The organism is Pseudoalteromonas rubra (assembly GCF_000238295.3).
Classification (GTDB): domain Bacteria; phylum Pseudomonadota; class Gammaproteobacteria; order Enterobacterales; family Alteromonadaceae; genus Pseudoalteromonas; species Pseudoalteromonas rubra.
The window spans coordinates 208,026-226,741 of sequence record NZ_AHCD03000020.1; the positions used below are offsets into that span (position 1 = coordinate 208,026).

Here is an 18,716-nt window from a genome sequence, read left to right on the forward strand (position 1 = left end):
AGCTTCACTATACTGGCTGACGATTATTTATTCAAAGCCTTCTTGTGGCTGAGTACTTTAATAGCCTGTGTAAAATGTTGCGTCAGTTGCACTTCATTGTAGGCCTGGTTCTGGTACAGGGTGATAACTCGCTGCGGCATCAGCGTGTTGTTTTGGGCCAGTTGTTTTTGTGCCAGATCCATAAATGTGATTGGCAGTGCCAGTTGTGGTGCTTTGTAGGGCTTACCAAATGCGGGCATGATCCATTTTAATGCGGGCATGCTTTGCATGGCTTGTAAACTGCGTTGCCAGGTGGCGTGGCGCACATAGGGAAGCAGGTTTGCACTGTGTCCGGCAAACAGTGCACCGTGCTGCGCACTGAATACACTGAGGTCATGGCCACTTTGGCCCTGAAATTGGGTAAGTTGGAGTGTCAGTCCGCCGAGCTCAAGTACTCGGGGCTGCACTGATTGGGCTGTCAGGGCGATACTTTGGAGTGTTTGCCAGCGGGCTAGCCGTTGCTTGGCCAGCGCCACGCGCTTTTGCCATGGTTGCTGTTGCTCTGCAGGGAGTTTACTGAGCCGCTGTTCACTGAGCTCGATGCTTTTCGCAAAGTTGGCGAGCTGTGTGTCGAGTGCTGTGCGCAGCGTGCGCTCGTTCAGCTGCGGGGCGTCTGGCAGGTGAACGCTGGCATCCGGAAAGGCCTGTTTAAGCAAAGCCAGCCCGGTGAGCTGGTGCGTCTCGCTTGACGTCGCAATAAGATGACAGAGCGGGGTCGTGAGGCGTGCTTTAAGTTCATTGATCAGCTGCTCCAGTGCAACAAAATCGCCGTGGCTGTCAATTAAGGCACTACAGGTCTTGCCTTCGATTAACGCCATATTGGGCAAGATATTGCGCGCTTTGGCTTCGGGGGCTATGAGTGTGATCTGAGGGGAAACCGTGTGCCAGCTGGCGGCGATGACGGGGGACGTCAGTGTTAACAGGAAAATGAAAACAGAGAGCAGGCGAAACACCTAATTGCTCTCTACTTGGGTACTGATACGTTGTGTGAGTTGCTGCAGCGTTTGCTGGGCTTGTTGGGTATCACTTTGCAGTGCGAGCAACTCATGACACAAGTGCAATGCAGCAAGCAACAGGGCGTTGTGATCGCTGCGCACGGTGTCGCGTTGACGCATTTCGTCAACCCGGCCATTTAGCAGGTCGACGGCGTCAATCAGCGCTTGTTGTTGTCCTGGCGTACAGGAAAACTGGTGGCTTTTTCCCAGCAGGGTGACGGTGACCTGTTCGGGCGACTCTGACATTAGCCTGCCTGACTAGCACTCTGTAGTTTTTCTAGCAGCCCGCTCAGTGTTGAGCTGGTTTCTTTTTGTTTTTCTTCGCTTTCTAGCACTTCCAGCTGAAGTGTCTCATTTTCGTCAATTAGCTTGCTGTTTTGTTCTTTCAGTGAGTTTACCTGTTCGGTCAATGTATTGTTTTGTGCAATAAGTTGATCAATCAGTTGCTCGAGTTGAGGGAGAATTTCTTTCATATTAAATGCGCTCATTATCACTGTGTTTATGTCATGCAAATGTAAAGCAAAGTGGGCTGCAAAGCTAGTGATTAGGGCAGGTTATGCTGATTTTTGTCTCGTTTTGAGCGATAATGACAAATACTAACTATTTTGTTCATTTATGGTTCAGCTGCAGAGGGAACAACGGGCCTCTTCAGGCGCCTGTGCGATGAACAATGCCCACCTAAATTAGGAACGGACAATGCTCAGTTATCGACATTCATTTCATGCAGGTAACCCTGCCGATGTCATTAAACACTTGGTACTGGCACAAGTGCTGGAATACATGACACGCAAAGACAAGCCTTTTGACTACATAGATACGCATTCAGGTGCCGGGCTGTTTGAACTGGCGGCCAAAGATGCACAAAAGACACAAGAGTATTTACAGGGCATTGCCAAGTTGTGGGCGTATGCCGGTCAGGTCGATGCCATTCGCGATTATGTGGATGTCGTCAAGTCGCTGAACCAGGACACGCTGGCGTATTACCCTGGGTCACCGAAAGTCGCTGAGCAGTTTTTGCGTAAACAGGATAAAGGCTGGTTTTTCGAGCTCCATCCGCAGGATCTGAAGCTGCTGGAAAAAAATACCGGGCATAAGCGTTCTTTGCGTGTGAAAGGCGAAGATGGCTTTAAAGGCCTGATGGGACTGGTACCGCCTCAATCTCGTCGTGCCTGTGTGCTGATGGACCCGCCGTATGAAATAAAGTCGGATTATGAGGTGGCTGCTCGCTCAATCATCAAAGCGCATAAACGTTTTGCGTCAGGTACTTATATGATTTGGTATCCTGTGGTAGAGCGAGCCCGGATCGATCATATGGAGCAAACCCTGATTGAATCCGGGGTACGGAATATTCAGCTGTTTGAGCTGGCCACTGAAGCCGATACTGAAGAGCGGGGTATGACGGCGTCAGGCATGATAGTCATCAATCCACCCTGGACCCTTAAAGCGACGATGGATGAAGTGCTGCCTGAGCTTGTTCAGCACCTGTCTTCAGAAACGGGGTTTTTCCGTAGCGAACAGCTGGTGGCAGAATAATTTCTACTCGTTGTCCGGTACCTGCTCGCTGGCAATGCGTTGCAGGTAATCGGTTTCGATCCGGGTGATTTGCCCGGTGTCGCGCAATGTCTGGATCGCCCTGTTGAGCACAGGTAACAGGTGAGCGTGTTCAGCACGCAGGCGAATGTGCAAGGTACCCTGTGAATGCAGTTGGTTAAAATGCAGCGTCACTTTATCCTGAGCAGACCAATATTGAGCGGGCAGATCGCCTATAATGGCCATATCGATCCGCCCTTTTTTTAGCGCCTGGAGCAGGGCGCGTTCCGATTCAAAGTCAGCCCGGACAAACTCATCGTCATCATGGTAATAATAACCTCGTACTGTGCCCACCATGCGACCCGCTAAACTGTTTACCGGGGTCGTGGCGGCACGTGTCACCACATACTCACGAATGAGCAGCATGGCGTCAGAGAAAACAAACTGCGGATCCGTGAGCTGTGATGCTTTTAGCCAGGCCGGGCTGATCAGGTCAAAGTCAATTTTGCCTGATTCCAGGTAGCGGTTAGTACGCTTGGCGGGTAACACGATATTTTCGCCCGCAAGTGCCGACTGTGTGAGGATCCGTGTCACTAAATCAGGCAGTATGCCTGGGTGCTGTGGGTCGTTGGTGAAGTAGGGGTAGAAGGTGCCTGAGCCACTGATACTGTATTTCAAGGTGACCGCTTCGCGGGTGGCGGGTGTGTCAGTGTGCTGGTCAACAGGCGCAGCGATGACGTCCTGGCCAGATAAAAGCCACGAAGTAAGTAAAAGCAGGATGCAAAAAGGCGAAATAAGTGTAAAACTCATAAGACCTATGATAGTAAAAGAGAGGCTGTCCCGGCAACTGCCTGATGCACACTTTCATGTTCTCCAAAGTAGTGAGGAAATAATTTGCTCAGGGGCGTGAGTTTTCATATGCTGGGACAATGGAAGCCTTTAAAGTACAAGAGTTAAGGATGTTAATGAGCGGTCATATTGCCAAGTCAAAAAAAGACGCGGTGCAATATATTGCACGCCAGGCCATTTTCAATCGTGAACAGAGCGTGGCTGCCTATGAATTGTTGTATCGGGACTCACATAATAATGCCTTTCCAATCGGGGTCAGTGATGGCCAAGCGACAGGACGGTTGTTTTTTAACTCTCTGCTTTTTATTGGTGTAGAACGGCTTGCCGCAGGCGTGCCTGCATTTATCAACTTATCAGATGAAACCTTACTTCAGGAGCTTCCTAAGTTACTTCGGCCGCAGGGGCTCGTGATTGAAATCGTTGAACGTTCAACCAATCTGGACGAACTGGTGATGACAGTCACTAAACTGAAAAAGTTAGGATATCGCTTTGCGTTAGATGATTACGACGGTGACGAGCGCTGGGAAGTCTTGTTGCCTTTGATGGATTATATCAAGATCGAAGTACTTGAGCCGGTGATTAAAACCACTATGATGCTGAAAAAGCTCAAGCGACGTTTTCCCACTACCAAAGTGATTGTTGAGCGTATTGAAACCCTGGAGCACTACAGTTTTATTAAAAGTGCCGGGGCTGATTACTTTCAGGGCTTCTTCTTTGCGGTGCCCGAAATGCTCAATCACGGTAATGTCGAGCCCTCGAAACTGGTGGTGCTTGATTTATTACGTTGTACGGCCAAAAAATCCCTGTGTTTCAAAGAAATCCAGCAAAGAATTGCCAAAGATCTCAGCCTGACAGCGCGGGTGCTAAAACTGGCCAATGCCAAAGCCGGGGAAGATAAAATTGAGATCCGCTCGATTGCCCAGGCGGTGGTCTATCTGGGGGAGGATGCGATCCGCCAGTTCGTCAAAGTACTGGCTTTAAGTGAGCTGGGGGCAGATAAGCCCAGTGAACTGACTAAGCTTGGCTTGGCACGGGCGAAGTTTCTTGAACAATTCTTGCTGCCAGGCGGCGATGAAATGGCACAACAAGGCTACCTGATTGGTCTGATGTCGGTGCTAGATGCGGTGCTGGATGTTGAGTTATCGGTTATTGTCGATGAGTTTTCACTGGATCCCGATCTCAGCAGTGCGTTATTGAGCTACAAAGGCTTGATAGGGGGGGCATTACGCCTGGCGATTGAAGTTGAGCGCAATAATATTCAGGAAGCTGAGCTGATCCTCAATGCGATCCGCCCGGCGTCCAGTCTTGAACTTCTCTTCTCACTGGCGTTGGACAGCCGCGTCTATGCTGATGAAATTTACGCTGTGGTAAAAGAAGAAGTCGCCTGAGCCCGCAGAGCGGGCGTAGATCGGGTTAGCCCACGGAGGGGAACATCAGCGTCATATTGAGGGTTTTCCAATAGGCTTGTTCCTGTTGAAGATCTGCCACAAACAGCGAATGTTGGGCGAGCCAGTCAGGCTCGAATGTAAGCAGTAAGCTGTCGTCCATCGCCTCTAGCGTGAATTTGGCAACCTGATCGATTTGTCGTTTCTGGTGTACCAGGATAGCCAGTCGCAGTAAGGTCAGCAGCCGGGCGAAATGGGTCAGATCGGCCTCGACCATAGTTGACAGTTCAGCGCGTTTGATTTTCTTACGATGAAAACGGATCAGGGTGCCCAGCAGCTGCTGTTGCTCCTGAGTAAAACCGGGCAGCTGTGCATTGAGGACGATATAAGCGCTGTGTTTGTGGATCCCTGAAGAGTTAATCGCTAATCCCACTTCGTGTAATCTGGCAGCCCAGCGTAGCATTTGCAGGTCGAATTCACTGAGTGCCCAGCTCTGGCGTGCCATGTCGACCATCTGATTAAGTGTCTCGCAGATATGTTCAGCATGTTGCTTATCAACGGCATAATGATCACCGACTGCACTGATGGTGCGGGTGCGAATATCAAACTCATCATTTTGCGCCATCTCCTGTAGCAGACCCTCACGCAATGAGTTATCGCAATAGGTGAGCTCGTCAATATTGAGCTGTCTGAATGCTCCGATCAGAATCGCCAGGCCGCCGGCGATGCTGGCATAACGCTCATCGGGTAACGCCTTCAGGTTGAGTGTTTGGGGTGAGTCAGCCTCAATCAGGCGTTGTTTTATCTGCTCCAGCACAGCCAGGGTCAGAGTATCCTGGGCAAATAGCTCCTGGGCAATGGCACATAAGGTTTTGATGGTGCCGGAGGTGCCGATACAGGTTTGCCAACCGGCTTTACGGTAGCTGGCGGAGATGGCCTCAATGTTTTGTTCTGCTTTAATTTCGGCTTTGGCAAAGCGTTTGGCTGTCATTTTCAGGTCTTGAAAATACCCGTTACTGAGTGTGACGCAGCCGATATTACGACTGGTGAGTAATTTGTGATCCAGGTGCTTGCCAATGATAAGTTCGGTGCTGCCACCACCAATGTCAATGACCAGGCGGTTGTCCTCACTATGAATGTGGTTTGCTACACCCTGATAGATAAGGCGGGCTTCTTCCTGACCAGAAATGACATTGATTTTAAAAGGAAATACTTTTTTTGCTCGGGCCAGAAAGTCGCGTATATTGCGACAATTGCGCAGCGTGTAGGTCGCGACAACCTGTACGCTGTGCTTATCGAAATCCTGTAAAGTGGCAGCAAATTGTTGCAGTACATGCAGCGCCCGCTCAATGGCTTCTTCGCTTAAGTTGAACTGTTCGTCCAGACCAGCGGCCAGAAACACACGCTGCTTTTCTTTGTGCAACAATTGCAGACGACCATCGACCTCCCGCGCGACGACTAAATGAAAACTGTTCGAGCCTAAATCAACGGCCGCGATGGAAGGGTATGTGGTCATAAAGCTGCCCTTATGTATTGGATTGATTACTTTCCCACTTTTTCAGATGGTCATAGATAGCTATCTGGGAGCGGATCTTCTTCTTATTACCGCGACGAACATAGAGATTCTTCTGTTCGCTGTCAATGATCCGAGCTTTGGCCCTGTCCTTGAATTGCAGCTCAAGAATATCGATGATCAGTTGCTTGAGTGATTCATCATAGATAGGCGCACCCACTTCAACCCGGTGATCCAGGTTTCGGGTCATCCAGTCGGCAGAAGAAATGTAGACCTGTGGGTCACCGGCATTTTCAAAGACCATCACCCTGGGATGTTCTAAAAAGCGGTCGACAATACTGATCACTTTGATGTTCTCACTAAAGCGGGGTAATCCAGGTACCAGGGCACACATGCCGCGAATGATCATGCGGACTTTCACGCCTGCCATCGACGCATTGTACAAGGCGTCTATGAGCTCTTTGTCTACCAGGTTATTAACCTTGACGGTGATCTTGGCCGTTTTACCTGCCTGAGCATTTTTGCTTTCCTGATTAATCAGAGCCAGAATTTTCTCTCGTGCATTGAGCGGAGAAATCATCAGGTGCTTAAAGTTAAAGGGCCGGTAGCTGCTTTCGATAAACTTGAACACGTCGTCACACTCATCACAGATCTCAGGGTGTTTTGTGAATAAGCTAAAGTCGGTGTAAATACGCGCTGTTTTTTCATGGAAGTTACCGGTTCCGATGTGCGCGTACTTCACTATCTGGCCCTTCTCTTTGCGATGTACCACGCACAGTTTACTGTGTACTTTTAGTGCCGGGATCCCGACCATGACCTTGATGCCATAGTCGCTGAGCATTTTCGCCCATTCAATGTTGTTTTGTTCATCAAAGCGGGCTTTGAGCTCAACCATCACGGTGACTTTTTTACCGTTCTTGGCAGCATTGATCAGCGAAGACATCAATCTTGAGCGAGATGCGACACGATAAATATTGACCTTGATCTGAGTCACTTTGGGATCAAAGGCGGCTTGACGCACATATTCAAGCATGTGATTGAACGTGTGATAGGGATAATAAAGCAAAATATCTTGTTTTGAGATCGCCCGAAAGATGCTTTGGTGTGCGTTGAAGGCTTCACTTTGCAGAGGTGGCAGAGGTTTATTTTCCAGATAGCCACGGCCGACGTTAGGAAAGCCGATGAAATCGCGGAAATTCCGGTATGGACCGCCCGGGTTCAGGGTATCCTGACTGGTCACGCCAAGGCGTTTTTTCATCACCTTGAGTATTTCTTCTGGCATTGCTTCGTCATAGGTCAGGCGCACCGGCTCGGCATATAGACGCTGCTTGAGACCCTTTGACATTTTATCCAGCAGACCTTCTTCAATTTCGTCGTCGAGGTTGTACTCGGCATCCCGGGTCAGTTTTATCTCATAACCTTCAATGCTGTCAAAACTCAGAAAGTTTCTGAACACCTCGTTAAGGAAGAAGCGTACGACTTCATCGAGCATGACAATGGTTTTGTGACGACGGGTTTTTTCCGGTGGCAACAGAATAAAGCGTTCCAGGCGATCTGTGGGAAGCTCAAGCAAAGCGTGATGTTGCTTGTCACCGCGCATTTCGACAAACAGATAGGTTAACGCATCATTGATGTGATCAGAGTAATCCTTGCTCTCGCTAAGCAAAATCGGACACATGTGCTGTAGCACTTGATCCTGAAAATACTTTGCCAGCCACTGTTGGTGAAAATCCGACAGCTCAGCTGGTTTTTTGATATGAATGTTGTGCTCGTTCAGGTCAATCAGGATCTGATCATAAATGTGTGAGAACTTTTTGCCCAGTTCCAGTACTTTCTTGTTCATCTGGTTGAGCAGGGCTTCGTCTTCGTCAAAGTCCGTATCGGGCAGGTTACTTAATAAGATACGACGTTTTACGTCGGCAACACGGACACGGAAAAACTCATCTAAGTTATTGGAAAATATGCCTAAGAATCTGATCCGTTCAATAATTGGATTACTTTTGTCTTTGGCTTCCTGAAGCACACGCTCGTTAAAAGAGAGCCAGCTCAGCTCCTTGGCAAAGTAGCTGATGGTAATGGGATCGTTAGATAATGCCTGCATCTTTCTGTCCATGGTAATTTAAAGCTGCGCGTAGAATATGTCGGTAGTGTGACACTTATATGACATGCGCTGTCATGTCACCAAATTATCAACAAAGTGTAGACCAAACTGCCTGGTTTGCTTTGTTTGATATCAAAGTGTCTGTACATTAAAAGAACAAAGGGAGAATGGCCGGTAAGGTACAGTAATGACCTTACCGGATAACGCCGTTAAGGTTGTTCGACGTCCACGATCAGATCGCTGGTGATCGCTTCAAGCGCTTCGACAACGTTGTCTTTTAGCATGCCAGCAGGCAAGCTGACGGTGGCAAATGCGCTAAATATCGGTACTCCCCAATTTGGTGCGCTCTGTTGTTTAGAGTTAAGGTGGGTAATATTCGCCCCCTTATGTCGGATCACAGCTGCCAGCTCCTGTACAATGCCAGGTCTGTCATTGCCTGTGATCACCAGATTTAATGTTTCCGGCTCCGTGCTGTCGGTTTGTTCGCCATTGGCAATCCGCACCTCCAGCTCCGGGATATCAAGTACGGCGTTTTGCAGCTCTTGCAAGTGTTCCTCTGCTACTTCAACCTGTACTATCCCTGCAAACTGTCCGGCGAAGTGACTTAAGTTACTGGTTAGCCAGTTACCGTGATGGTTAAGAATGGTTGAGGAAACCCTTTCAACGAGACCTGGTTGGTCCTTGCCTATAAGTGTTAGTACTAACTGCTTCATATCACATGTCTCTTATTATTGGTGGCTCGGTATCTAAGCCCTGAATGAAAGCGAATAATCGCTCTATAAGCCTAGTAAATGAAACTTATTTGTCTACTTCCGATAATGGATACAATGTAAAAAAATGCAAAAATCACCGGTGTCACTGTAATCCAGACCTTACTTCGGGTGTTAAGTTCCTTTGACAGCAAGTAATACCATTATTTCCCGACGCCCCGTGCGGTGCCTTTCTGACTGTATGGGAGATTTTTTTCGAGGCAATATCGGGACTTTGGTGTAAAGTTGGGGACGGTTTGGCTGTGGTTTGATGCGGTCAGACTGAGAAAGTACGCCAAGGACAGTACAGAATCACAGCCAGTCTGTAAAAGCGGGCAGACTTGGATTGAGGTGTAACACAACTGTCATCTTGATGAAATATAATGCGCCGCAGTTTGATTATGAAAGGGTATTTTGATGACTTCCAATCCGCAAAAACCATCCTTTAAAACGGATAGAAGCCGTCTCTTAAAGGACCGCTTTGCCCAGTTTGGCATTACCTCAGGTGGGGTAATGGTATTGGTCGCTTTGCTATTGATATTCTTCTATTTGCTTTATGTAGTACAGCCTATCTTCGAATCCGCTAAGGTCGAAAAACGGGTTGATATTGCATTGTCTGCCGAGAAGCGCTACTTCGCGCTGGGTGTAGAAGAGCAAACAGAGATTGCGTATCTGCTGGACAACACCGGTCAGGTTGATTTTTATCAGGTAAAAGGCGACAACACGGGCGCGCTGCTGAGCACTTTGCAAACACAGCTTGATGGCCAGATCACCAGCTTCGCGAAAAGCGCACCATTTTTAGGCCAGTACGCGTACGGCCTTGATAATGGTGAGGTGCAAATCCTTAAGCCCAATTTTGTGGTGACTTTTCCGGGTAATCAGCGTGTGATGAAGCCACGTCTGGGTTATCCGCTGGATGGTCAACAGTTGTTGGTTGATGAACAGCGCCAGGCACTGAAAAAGTTTGCCTTCAGTCATTACGAAGACAAAACTGCCGTGGTTGCACTGACAGCCGACAAGCGTGTGATCTTCGCATCGTTTGCGGCCGAAGAAAATATGTTCTCGGGTGAAATGGAATGGCAGGTAACGCGCACAGAATTACCTATTGAAGGTCGCATTGACGATTTGCTTATTTCGCCAGACACAACGCGTACTTTTGTACGTTCTGCAAATCAGATTTATATCTTTGACACCCGCTTTGCGGACGATGTGAAGCAATTCCAGTTATTGGCTGCCAACGAAGAAAATGCCAACCTGGTCAGCATGGCGTTGCTGGCAGGTGCCAACTCGCTGATGCTGGCAAACGACAATGGCGAAGTGTCGCAGTGGTTTGAAGTGAACACGGACGATGGCCGTGAGTTTGCCAAAATTCGTGCTTTTGACAGCGATAAGAGTAAGCACATGACAGTGCACAGTGAGTTTTATCGTCGTACTTTCTTTACCACCACAGAGCAAGGTGAGCTGGGTGTTTACTATACCACCAGTGAAGCCGAGTTATGGCGCGGTAAAGTGGCCGAGCAGGCCATTGATGCCTTCGCGATTTCACCGCGTGCCAATGCAGCGCTATTGCTAACCGGCAATCAGGTGAGTGTGTTTGAGATCCACAATGAGCACCCGGAAGTAACCTGGTCGGCATTGTGGCAGGAAGTTTGGTATGAAGGTTACCCGGAGCCAGCGTATACCTGGCAGTCCACGTCTGCCAGTGATGACTTCGAATCTAAATTCTCATTGGTGCCGATTTCGTTCGGTACGATTAAGGCGGCGTTTTATGCCATGCTGTTTGCGGTTCCTATTGCCCTGTCTGCGGCGATTTATACTGCTTACTTTATGTCGAGCGAGTTGCGTCGTGTGGTGAAGCCAACGGTTGAAATCATGGAAGCACTGCCTACCGTTATTTTGGGTTTCCTGGCAGGTCTGTGGTTAGCGCCGCTGATCGAAAGCCACTTACCAGCGATTGTCGCTTTACTGTTATTGCTGCCACTGGCCATTTTGGCAACTGCACTGGGCTGGACCAAACTACCTAAAGTCATCCGCCACTTTGTGCCTGATGGCTGGCATTCAATCTTGCTGATCCCGGTTGTCCTGCTGGTTGGCTGGGTGTCATTTGCCATGAGCGATGTGATTGAAGGGTGGATGTTCGGTGGTAACGTACGCCAGTATCTGACTAACGAACTGGGCCTGACCTTTGATCAGCGTAACTCTCTGGTTGTGGGTATTGCAATGGGCTTTGCGGTTATCCCGACGATTTTCTCAATTGCTGAAGATGCGGTATTTAGCGTACCTAAACACCTTTCCAATGGCTCTCTGGCATTGGGGGCAACCCAGTGGCAAACCTTAGTTCGTGTTGTGCTACTGACTGCCAGTCCGGGTATCTTCTCTGCAGTGATGATGGGCCTCGGTCGTGCCGTGGGTGAGACCATGATTGTACTGATGGCGACGGGTAATACACCGATTATGGATTGGAGTATCTTCCAGGGGATGCGTACTTTGGCGGCGAACATTGCGGTAGAAATGCCTGAATCGGAAGTGGGCAGTTCACACTATCGGATCCTGTTCCTAGCAGCCTTTGTATTGTTTATTTTTACTTTCGTATTTAACACGATGGCTGAGTTTGTACGTCAGCAGCTGCGTGAAAAATATAGCTCAATGTAACTGGAGTGAGATGACATGGTAAGACAGTGGTTTAAGTCAGGATCTCCGTGGATCTGGATGACAGGTGGTGCGGTCAGCATCAGTTTGATCTCGGTACTGGGTCTGCTTGCAATGATTGCGTGGAAAGGGCTGAGCTTTTTCTGGCCTTCCGAAGTGGTGGAAATGCACCTGCAAGGCTCGGTTCAGAAACAAACCGTCATTGGTGAAATCTACGACAGAGAGTTAGTGCCTAAATCTCGACTGGAAGCGACGGGCCTGGATTTTTCTAATCACCCAGGCGAGTACATCGAGCGCTTATTGGTAAAAACGGGTAACCGTGAGTACGTTGAGCTGGATTTCCGTTGGATCCTGTCCACCGATATCCAAAGTCAGTCAAAACCGGCGCAGCTAGCGGTCTTTGAACGTACTAAAAATGGTAACTTCTACGGCTACGTTGAGCGTGTTATTCGCGACGGTCAGGTTGTCACTGACAACCCGGTAGAAGCCCTGGAAGAGATGGTTGAACGTGCTGTAGATCTGAACGATGAGGCACTTGACCTGCAAAATGGTGAAATTGGCCACATTAACTATGAGCTGGAGCGTTTGCGTCTTAAAGAGCGTGCCTATCAGCTGGATAATGAACTGACGCCTGAAATCATCGCAGACCTGGAAGCACAGCGTGCTGCGCTGCGTGAAGAATACAAAGTGCTAGAGAAAACGCTGTTTGAACTGCGTAATGGTGCCAAACGCGATGAAGTGGTTGTGCGTGACATGCGTGGTGAGGAAGTAACACTGCCTTTATACCAGGTATTAGATTTCTGGTTCCCGAACGACATGGGTTTCTTTGCTAAACTGGGTCACTATATGTCGCAAATTGGTAAGTTCATCAGCGATGACCCACGTGAAGCGAATACTGAGGGCGGGGTATTCCCGGCCATCTTTGGCACTGTGTTCATGGTTATGCTGATGGCAGTAATCGTGACCCCATTTGGTGTGGTTGCCGCGATTTATCTGCACGAGTATGCGGCTAAAAACGCGGTGACTAAGATGATCCGCATCGCGGTAATCAACCTGGCGGGTGTTCCGTCTATCGTATACGGCGTATTCGGCTTAGGTTTCTTCGTCTATATGCTGGGTGGCTCACTTGATGCCCTGTTTTATCCTGAAGCAGCACCGAGTCCGGTATTTGGTACACCTGGTGTGATCTGGTCAGCACTGACGCTGGCAATCCTGACGTTGCCAGTGGTGATTGTTTCGACTGAAGAGGGTCTATCACGTATCCCAAGCACAGTACGTCACGGTTCACTGGCACTGGGCGCGACCAAAGCCGAGACCTTATGGCGTATTATTATTCCTATGGCCAGCCCGGCAATTATGACCGGTCTGATCCTGGCGGTTGCCCGTGCAGCCGGTGAGGTTGCACCGCTGATGCTGGTGGGTGTAGTGAAAATGGCTCCGACCTTGCCGCTGGATGGTAACTTCCCGTATATTCACCTTGACCGGAAGTTTATGCACCTGGGTTTCCATATTTATGATGTGGGCTTCCAGAGCCCGAATGTAGAAGCGGCCCGTCCTTTGGTGTATGCGACCGCCTTCTTACTGGTGACCGTGATCATTGCACTGAACATCACTGCAATTGGGATCCGTAACCACCTACGTGAAAAATTCAGAGCTTTAGAGCACTAATAGTAAAGTATTTAAATAGGTAAACATTTATGATTACAGTAGCGCCACAGGTAAATAATGCAGATACCAGCAAGAAGTTGGATCTGGAAAACTTGAGCCCGGAACTAACCGCGTTAGAGATCAAAAACCTTGACCTTTACTATGGTGACAAACAGGCTCTGAGCAATATCAACATGTTGATCCCTCGCGGTCAGGTAACGGCGTTTATCGGTCCATCGGGTTGTGGTAAATCGACGCTATTGCGTTGTATCAATCGCATGAATGATCTGGTCGACACGTGTCGTATCGAGGGCGAAATTAACCTCAATGGCACCAACATTTATGATAAAAGTGTTGATGTAGCGGCTCTGCGCCGTAATGTCGGCATGGTATTCCAGCGTCCAAACCCATTCCCTAAGTCTATTTACGAGAATGTGGTTTACGGTCTACGCTTACAGGGTGTAAAAGACAAACGTAAGCTGGATGAAGTGGTAGAGCGCTCATTGCGTGGTGCTGCTTTATGGGATGAAGTGAAAGATCGTTTGCACGACAGTGCATTTGGTCTGTCGGGTGGTCAGCAGCAGCGTCTGGTTATTGCACGTTCAATTGCGATTGAGCCAGAGGTATTATTGCTGGATGAACCCACCTCGGCACTGGACCCTATCTCGACTTTGGTTATTGAAGAGCTGATCAACGACCTGAAAGAAAAGTACACCGTGGTGATCGTTACTCACAACATGCAGCAGGCGGCGCGGGTATCCGATCAAACAGCCTTTATGTATATGGGTGAGCTGATCGAATATTCAGATACTAATACTCTGTTTACAACACCGACTAAGAAGAAAACCGAAGACTATATCACAGGTCGTTACGGTTAAATCATCTGGCTCTGCACACTGTGGAATCAGCGCAAGCGCCGCGATAGCGGCGTTTACCGAGTGTTGAAACAAATTAGGAACTGACTATGGAACATAATATTAATAAGCATATCTCTGGCCGCTTTAATGAAGAGCTGGAGAACGTTCGTAACCATGTATTGAGTATGGGCGGACTGGTTGAGCAACAGCTAAATCTGGCTCTTGATGCGGTAGCTCATTGTGATGAAACTAAGGCACGCAAAGTCAGCGAGAATGACTATCAAGTGAATGCCATGGAAGTGAGCATTGACGAAGAGTGTACGCGTATTATTGCAAAGCGTCAGCCGGCAGCCAGTGACTTGCGTTTGGTTGTTGCCATTGCGAAAACCATTGCCGATCTGGAACGAATTGGCGATGAAGCGGAACGCATTGCGAAAGTAGCACTGGACTCTTTCACCAAAGATCAGCAAGACTTACTGGTGAATGTTGAAAATATGGGCCGCCTGGTTTCTCAGATGCTACACGATGTGCTGGATGCTTTTGCCCGAATGGATGCGCAGCGTGCATTTGAGGTACATAAAGAAGACGCCAAAGTAGATCGTGAATATGAAGCGCTGACGCGTCAGATCATGACTTACATGATGGAAGATCCGCGTTCAATTCCTAAAATTATGGACCTGATCTGGTCGGTTCGTTCATTGGAACGCATCGGTGATCGTTGTCAGAATATTGCAGAATACGTAATTTATTTCGTTAATGGCAAAGATATTCGCCATACTTCTCAGGAAGACATCGAAAAGTCACTGTAGTACTAAAAATAAGCAAGTCCCAATAGTAGACACTGTGTTGTTTTTTATTTATAACTGTTTGCGAGCAAAAAGTAATCAATAGAAGGAATGAACTATGAAACTAGCTCTGAACAAAAAAAGTATGAAACAACTTGCGATGAACAGTAAGTCACTCAATGACAAAATGACGCCCCAGGTTGCCGGGGGAGTCGGGCCCATGCACACGGAGTTAACGTGCTATCAGGATTGCTTTGTAAAAGAAGTATGATCTGGTTCGGGCATGAACATGAGCGAGCTATTTGCTCGCTTTGTTCGAGTTAATTCTGCCCGGAGCTGCATATAAACAACAAAATTATGCAATCTCTATATAGGCTTTATCTGACTATTTTTTCTATGTTTATTGTAGAGTTAAGCAAACAGGTGGCTGCTGTATCAACGTGACAACCTTACTGTTTGTTAAACGTCATTGTGCCGTTAATCAGAACTTCACACGAAAAAGCGTTCACAATTTGGCTTAATACTGTAAAATTGCGCCCTGCACATGCATATTAATATGATTTAAGGGTCAGTTATGCCTAGTAATGCATTTTTAGGAGTGTTCGCAAAGTCTCCTATTAAGCCGATTGAAGAGCACATAAAGATCGTCCATCAAGCCAGTGAAACCTTGATCCCGTTCTTTAATCATGCCTTCAAAGGGGAATGGACCGAGGCCGATGCGCTTCGTGTGCAGATCCGTAACCTGGAAAGAGAAGCAGATACATTAAAACGTGAAGTGCGCCTGCACTTGCCACGTGGTCTGTTTATGCCAGTAGAACGTACAGATTTACTGGAACTCATTACCCACCAAGACAAGATCGCCAACAAAGCCAAAGATATCGCTGGACGCGTAATTGGTCGCGAACTGGAGATCCCTGAATCAATTCAAGCCGACTTTTTGGCGTATCTGACACGCTGTGTAGATGCGACCAAACAAGCCTCAGAAGCCATTAACGAATTCGATGAACTGCTGGAAACTGGTTTCCGTGGTCGCGAAGTTGCACTGGTCGAAAAAATGCTCGTTGAACTAGATGCCATCGAGGAAGATACCGATGAGATGCAGATCCGTATTCGTATGGGATTACGCAGCATTGAAAGTGAACTCAATCCGATTGATGTGATGTTCTTATACAAGATCATCGAGTGGGTTGGTGAGCTGGCAGACATTGCTGAGCGCGTAGGTTCACGACTGGAGCTGATGCTGGCGCGTTAAGCGTGCATCACCTGCCTTCACACAATTAGTTAAGAATTTAAGGTTTTACAATGGATATCATTGCATCCTATGGCACGCTATTGATCATTATAGCGGCCGCAGTTGGTTTCTTTATGGCCTATGGTATTGGTGCGAACGACGTAGCCAATGCAATGGGTACATCGGTTGGTTCTAAAGCACTGACCATCAAGCAGGCGATCATCATCGCGATGATTTTTGAATTTGCCGGTGCCTACCTGGCCGGTGGTGAGGTAACGTCAACGATCCGCAAGGGGATCATCGATTCAACTCCATTTATGGACGTACCTGAACTGATGGTACTGGGCATGATTTCGGCCCTGTTTGCCGCAGGTACCTGGTTATTACTGGCTTCAATGCTAGGCTGGCCAGTGTCAACCACGCACTCTATCATTGGTGCCATCATCGGTTTTGCACTAGTCGCAGTGGGCAGCGAAGCCATTCAGTGGGGTAAAGTCGCAGGTATCGTGGGCAGCTGGATTGTCACCCCTGCCATCTCTGGCTTTATTGCGTACCTGATCTTTATGAGTGCGCAGAAGCTGATTTTTGACACAGACAAACCGCTGGAAAACGCGAAGCGCTATGTGCCTGTGTACATGGGTCTGGCTGGTTTCGTGATGTCACTGGTTACTATTAAAAAGGGCCTGAAGCACATCGGTGTTGACCTGGGTGCAGTAGAAGGGTACGCATTGGCTATCGGTATTGCCGTGATTGTTGGCTTGATTGGTAAAATGGCCATCAACCGCCTGAAGATTGATCCGAATGCGGATAAGCAAATGCACTTCAACAACGTTGAAAAAGTGTTTGCTATCCTGATGGTATTAACAGCGTGTTGTATGGCGTTCGCGCATGGTTCGAACGACGTTGCCAACGCGATTGGTCCTTTGGCTGCGGTTGTAAACATCGTTGAGCACAACGGTGAAATTGCCAAGAAAGCAGCACTGGCCTGGTGGATTTTGCCACTGGGTGGTTTAGGTATCGTGGTCGGTCTGGCTGTATTGGGTAAAAAAGTGATTAAGACCATTGGTGAAGGTATTACGCACCTGACACCAAGCCGTGGTTTCGCTGCTGAACTGGCTGCGGCATCGACCGTAGTAATTGCATCGGGCACTGGCCTGCCAATCTCAACCACACAAACCTTAGTCGGTGCGGTACTGGGTGTTGGTATGGCACGCGGTATTGCCGCTCTGAACATGGGTGTGATCAGAAACATTGTGGTTTCGTGGGTTATCACGTTGCCAGTTGGCGCTGCCCTTGCTATTGTTATATTCTACATTCTGAGAAGCGCGTTCGGCGTTTAACAGAAAGGACAGACTTTTAGCTTGAAAAGATCTCAATGCCTTTGGTGTTGGGGTCTTTTTATTTGTGGGTATAAAAAGTGAATAACTTACCAAGCATTAAACAGTTACAGTATTTAATTGCCGTACATCAGCACCAGCATTTTGGTCGTGCCGCGGAGGCTTGTTTTATTGGCCAGTCAACCCTGAGCAGTGCCATTCAGAATCTGGAGGAAACGCTGGGGTGCCAACTGATAGAGCGTGAAAACCGCAGCCTGATGTTTACGGATGTGGGTGAAGAGGTCGTCGAGCGTGCTAAGCGTATTATTGGTGATACCATTAGTGTGGTGGAGTTGACTAAGAGCTTTAAGCACCCGCTGTCCGGTAAACTGGTTTTGGGGATCATTCCTACAATTGCCAGCTTTATTGCCGCGCCCCTATATCGCTTTTGTAAAGACGCTTTCCCTGAGTTACAACTGGTTCTGGTAGAGGACACCAGCGATCGCTTACTCGACAAACTGGAGCAAGGCCATATCGATATGGGCATGCTGGCACTGCCCTACCGGACAGAGAAATTTCATACTCAAGTGATAGCCAGGGACCATTTCTCTTTGGTCCGTCATCTCGACTATCAGGTACCCGAGCAGCTGGATGATTTCAATGTGTTGCCCGAGCAAAGCGTTTTTTTACTGGAGCGGGAACACTGTAAGACCGATCATGCGCTTAGTGCGTGTCATCTCAATCGCAGTGCGTGTATTAACCCGTTTGAAGCTGCCAATCTGCATACCTTGCTGAGCATGGTCGAATATCAAAACGGCGTGACCTTTTTGCCACAGATGGCACTCAACGCCGGGATCTTGGAAGGTAAACCTATGGTTGCTACGGCACCGCAACCCGATGCCTATCGCGAGATTGGCTTGCTATGGCGCAAAACTACCGGACGTATTCGTGACTTTCGTTTGTTTAGTGACAAAGCGGGCGAGTTTGTTGCACAGCATTGTAACGAAGCGAAAAACTCGTAACAAAAGCACGAAGGGCTGTTGCCCTTCATGTCAGACGTTCAGTGCTGA

Annotated in this window: 17 protein-coding genes; 10 read left to right on the forward strand and 7 right to left on the reverse strand. The window is 48.4% G+C overall.

The features are described from left to right. Positions 1-23 precede the first annotated feature (23 nt). From PRUB_RS01045 to PRUB_RS01055, 3 genes are read right to left on the reverse strand one after another with little or no spacing between them, the layout of a single operon-like run. Positions 24-992 carry an MBL fold metallo-hydrolase gene (locus PRUB_RS01045; protein WP_010383299.1) on the reverse strand — a complete coding sequence of 323 codons (969 nt, stop codon included), beginning with the start codon at positions 990-992 and terminating at the stop codon, positions 24-26. Further along, positions 993-1,280 carry a cell division protein ZapA gene (locus tag PRUB_RS01050; protein ID WP_010383298.1) on the reverse strand — a complete coding sequence of 96 codons (288 nt, stop codon included), beginning with the start codon at positions 1,278-1,280 and terminating at the stop codon, positions 993-995. Beyond that, complete coding sequence (locus tag PRUB_RS01055) at positions 1,280-1,507, reverse strand: cell division protein ZapB (protein ID WP_010383296.1); 228 nt, start codon at positions 1,505-1,507, stop codon at positions 1,280-1,282. Before PRUB_RS01055 ends, PRUB_RS01050 begins: the two co-directional genes overlap by 1 nt. A 223-nt stretch (positions 1,508-1,730) precedes the next feature. Here PRUB_RS01055 and PRUB_RS01060 point away from each other — a divergent pair, with 223 nt between their 5' ends. Then, positions 1,731-2,567 (forward strand): 23S rRNA (adenine(2030)-N(6))-methyltransferase RlmJ, encoded by an 837-nt coding sequence (locus tag PRUB_RS01060; RefSeq protein WP_010383295.1) that lies wholly within the window; start codon positions 1,731-1,733, stop codon positions 2,565-2,567. 3 nt (positions 2,568-2,570) lie between these two features. On the opposite strand, the gene PRUB_RS01065 is transcribed toward PRUB_RS01060, so the two are convergent. Then, on the reverse strand, positions 2,571-3,374 hold the full coding sequence (locus PRUB_RS01065) for a substrate-binding periplasmic protein (RefSeq protein ID WP_010383294.1): 804 nt from the start codon (positions 3,372-3,374) through the stop codon (positions 2,571-2,573). Positions 3,375-3,523: 149 nt separating this feature from the next. Between PRUB_RS01065 and PRUB_RS01070 the strand changes: the two genes are divergently transcribed. After that, positions 3,524-4,801 carry an EAL and HDOD domain-containing protein gene (locus tag PRUB_RS01070; protein ID WP_040644771.1) on the forward strand — a complete coding sequence of 426 codons (1,278 nt, stop codon included), beginning with the start codon at positions 3,524-3,526 and terminating at the stop codon, positions 4,799-4,801. A 25-nt stretch (positions 4,802-4,826) separates the two neighbouring features. Here PRUB_RS01070 and PRUB_RS01075 read toward each other — a convergent pair whose 3' ends face one another. The 3 genes from PRUB_RS01075 to PRUB_RS01085 form a co-directional block, all read right to left on the reverse strand. Continuing rightward, the gene (locus PRUB_RS01075) at positions 4,827-6,314 is read right to left on the reverse strand and encodes a Ppx/GppA phosphatase family protein (RefSeq protein WP_010383292.1); all 1,488 of its coding nucleotides are present in this window, start codon (positions 6,312-6,314) and stop codon (positions 4,827-4,829) included. A 10-nt stretch (positions 6,315-6,324) separates the two neighbouring features. After that, positions 6,325-8,412 carry a polyphosphate kinase 1 gene (gene ppk1 / locus PRUB_RS01080; protein WP_010383291.1) on the reverse strand — a complete coding sequence of 696 codons (2,088 nt, stop codon included), beginning with the start codon at positions 8,410-8,412 and terminating at the stop codon, positions 6,325-6,327. 209 nt (positions 8,413-8,621) lie between these two features. Then, entirely contained in the window at positions 8,622-9,125 is a 504-nt protein-coding gene (locus PRUB_RS01085; RefSeq protein ID WP_010383290.1) for a glycine cleavage system transcriptional repressor, read from the reverse strand. A 453-nt stretch (positions 9,126-9,578) separates the two neighbouring features. Between PRUB_RS01085 and PRUB_RS01090 the strand changes: the two genes are divergently transcribed. The 8 genes from PRUB_RS01090 (at position 9,579) to PRUB_RS01125 (ending at position 18,668) form a co-directional block, all read left to right on the forward strand. Continuing rightward, positions 9,579-11,813 (forward strand): ABC transporter permease subunit, encoded by a 2,235-nt coding sequence (locus PRUB_RS01090; protein WP_010383289.1) that lies wholly within the window; start codon positions 9,579-9,581, stop codon positions 11,811-11,813. 15 nt (positions 11,814-11,828) lie between these two features. Continuing rightward, positions 11,829-13,478: a phosphate ABC transporter permease PstA gene (gene pstA, locus PRUB_RS01095; RefSeq protein ID WP_198452302.1), complete on the forward strand. Its 1,650-nt coding sequence runs from the start codon at positions 11,829-11,831 to the stop codon at positions 13,476-13,478. Positions 13,479-13,507: 29 nt separating this feature from the next. Further along, positions 13,508-14,335 (forward strand): phosphate ABC transporter ATP-binding protein PstB, encoded by an 828-nt coding sequence (gene pstB, locus PRUB_RS01100; protein ID WP_010383287.1) that lies wholly within the window; start codon positions 13,508-13,510, stop codon positions 14,333-14,335. An 86-nt stretch (positions 14,336-14,421) separates the two neighbouring features. Then, positions 14,422-15,123, forward strand: a complete 702-nt coding sequence (phoU, locus tag PRUB_RS01105) for a phosphate signaling complex protein PhoU (protein WP_010383285.1) — start codon at positions 14,422-14,424, stop codon at positions 15,121-15,123. A gap of 94 nt (positions 15,124-15,217) precedes the next feature. Next, entirely contained in the window at positions 15,218-15,370 is a 153-nt protein-coding gene (locus PRUB_RS01110; protein ID WP_155946234.1) for a hypothetical protein, read from the forward strand. A 303-nt stretch (positions 15,371-15,673) separates the two neighbouring features. Beyond that, positions 15,674-16,351, forward strand: a complete 678-nt coding sequence (locus PRUB_RS01115) for a TIGR00153 family protein (protein ID WP_010383283.1) — start codon at positions 15,674-15,676, stop codon at positions 16,349-16,351. Positions 16,352-16,401: 50 nt separating this feature from the next. Then, entirely contained in the window at positions 16,402-17,670 is a 1,269-nt protein-coding gene (locus tag PRUB_RS01120) for an inorganic phosphate transporter (RefSeq protein WP_010383282.1), read from the forward strand. Between the two features lie 77 nt (positions 17,671-17,747). After that, complete coding sequence (locus PRUB_RS01125) at positions 17,748-18,668, forward strand: hydrogen peroxide-inducible genes activator (RefSeq protein ID WP_010383281.1); 921 nt, start codon at positions 17,748-17,750, stop codon at positions 18,666-18,668. The last annotated feature ends 48 nt before the right edge of the window (positions 18,669-18,716 follow it).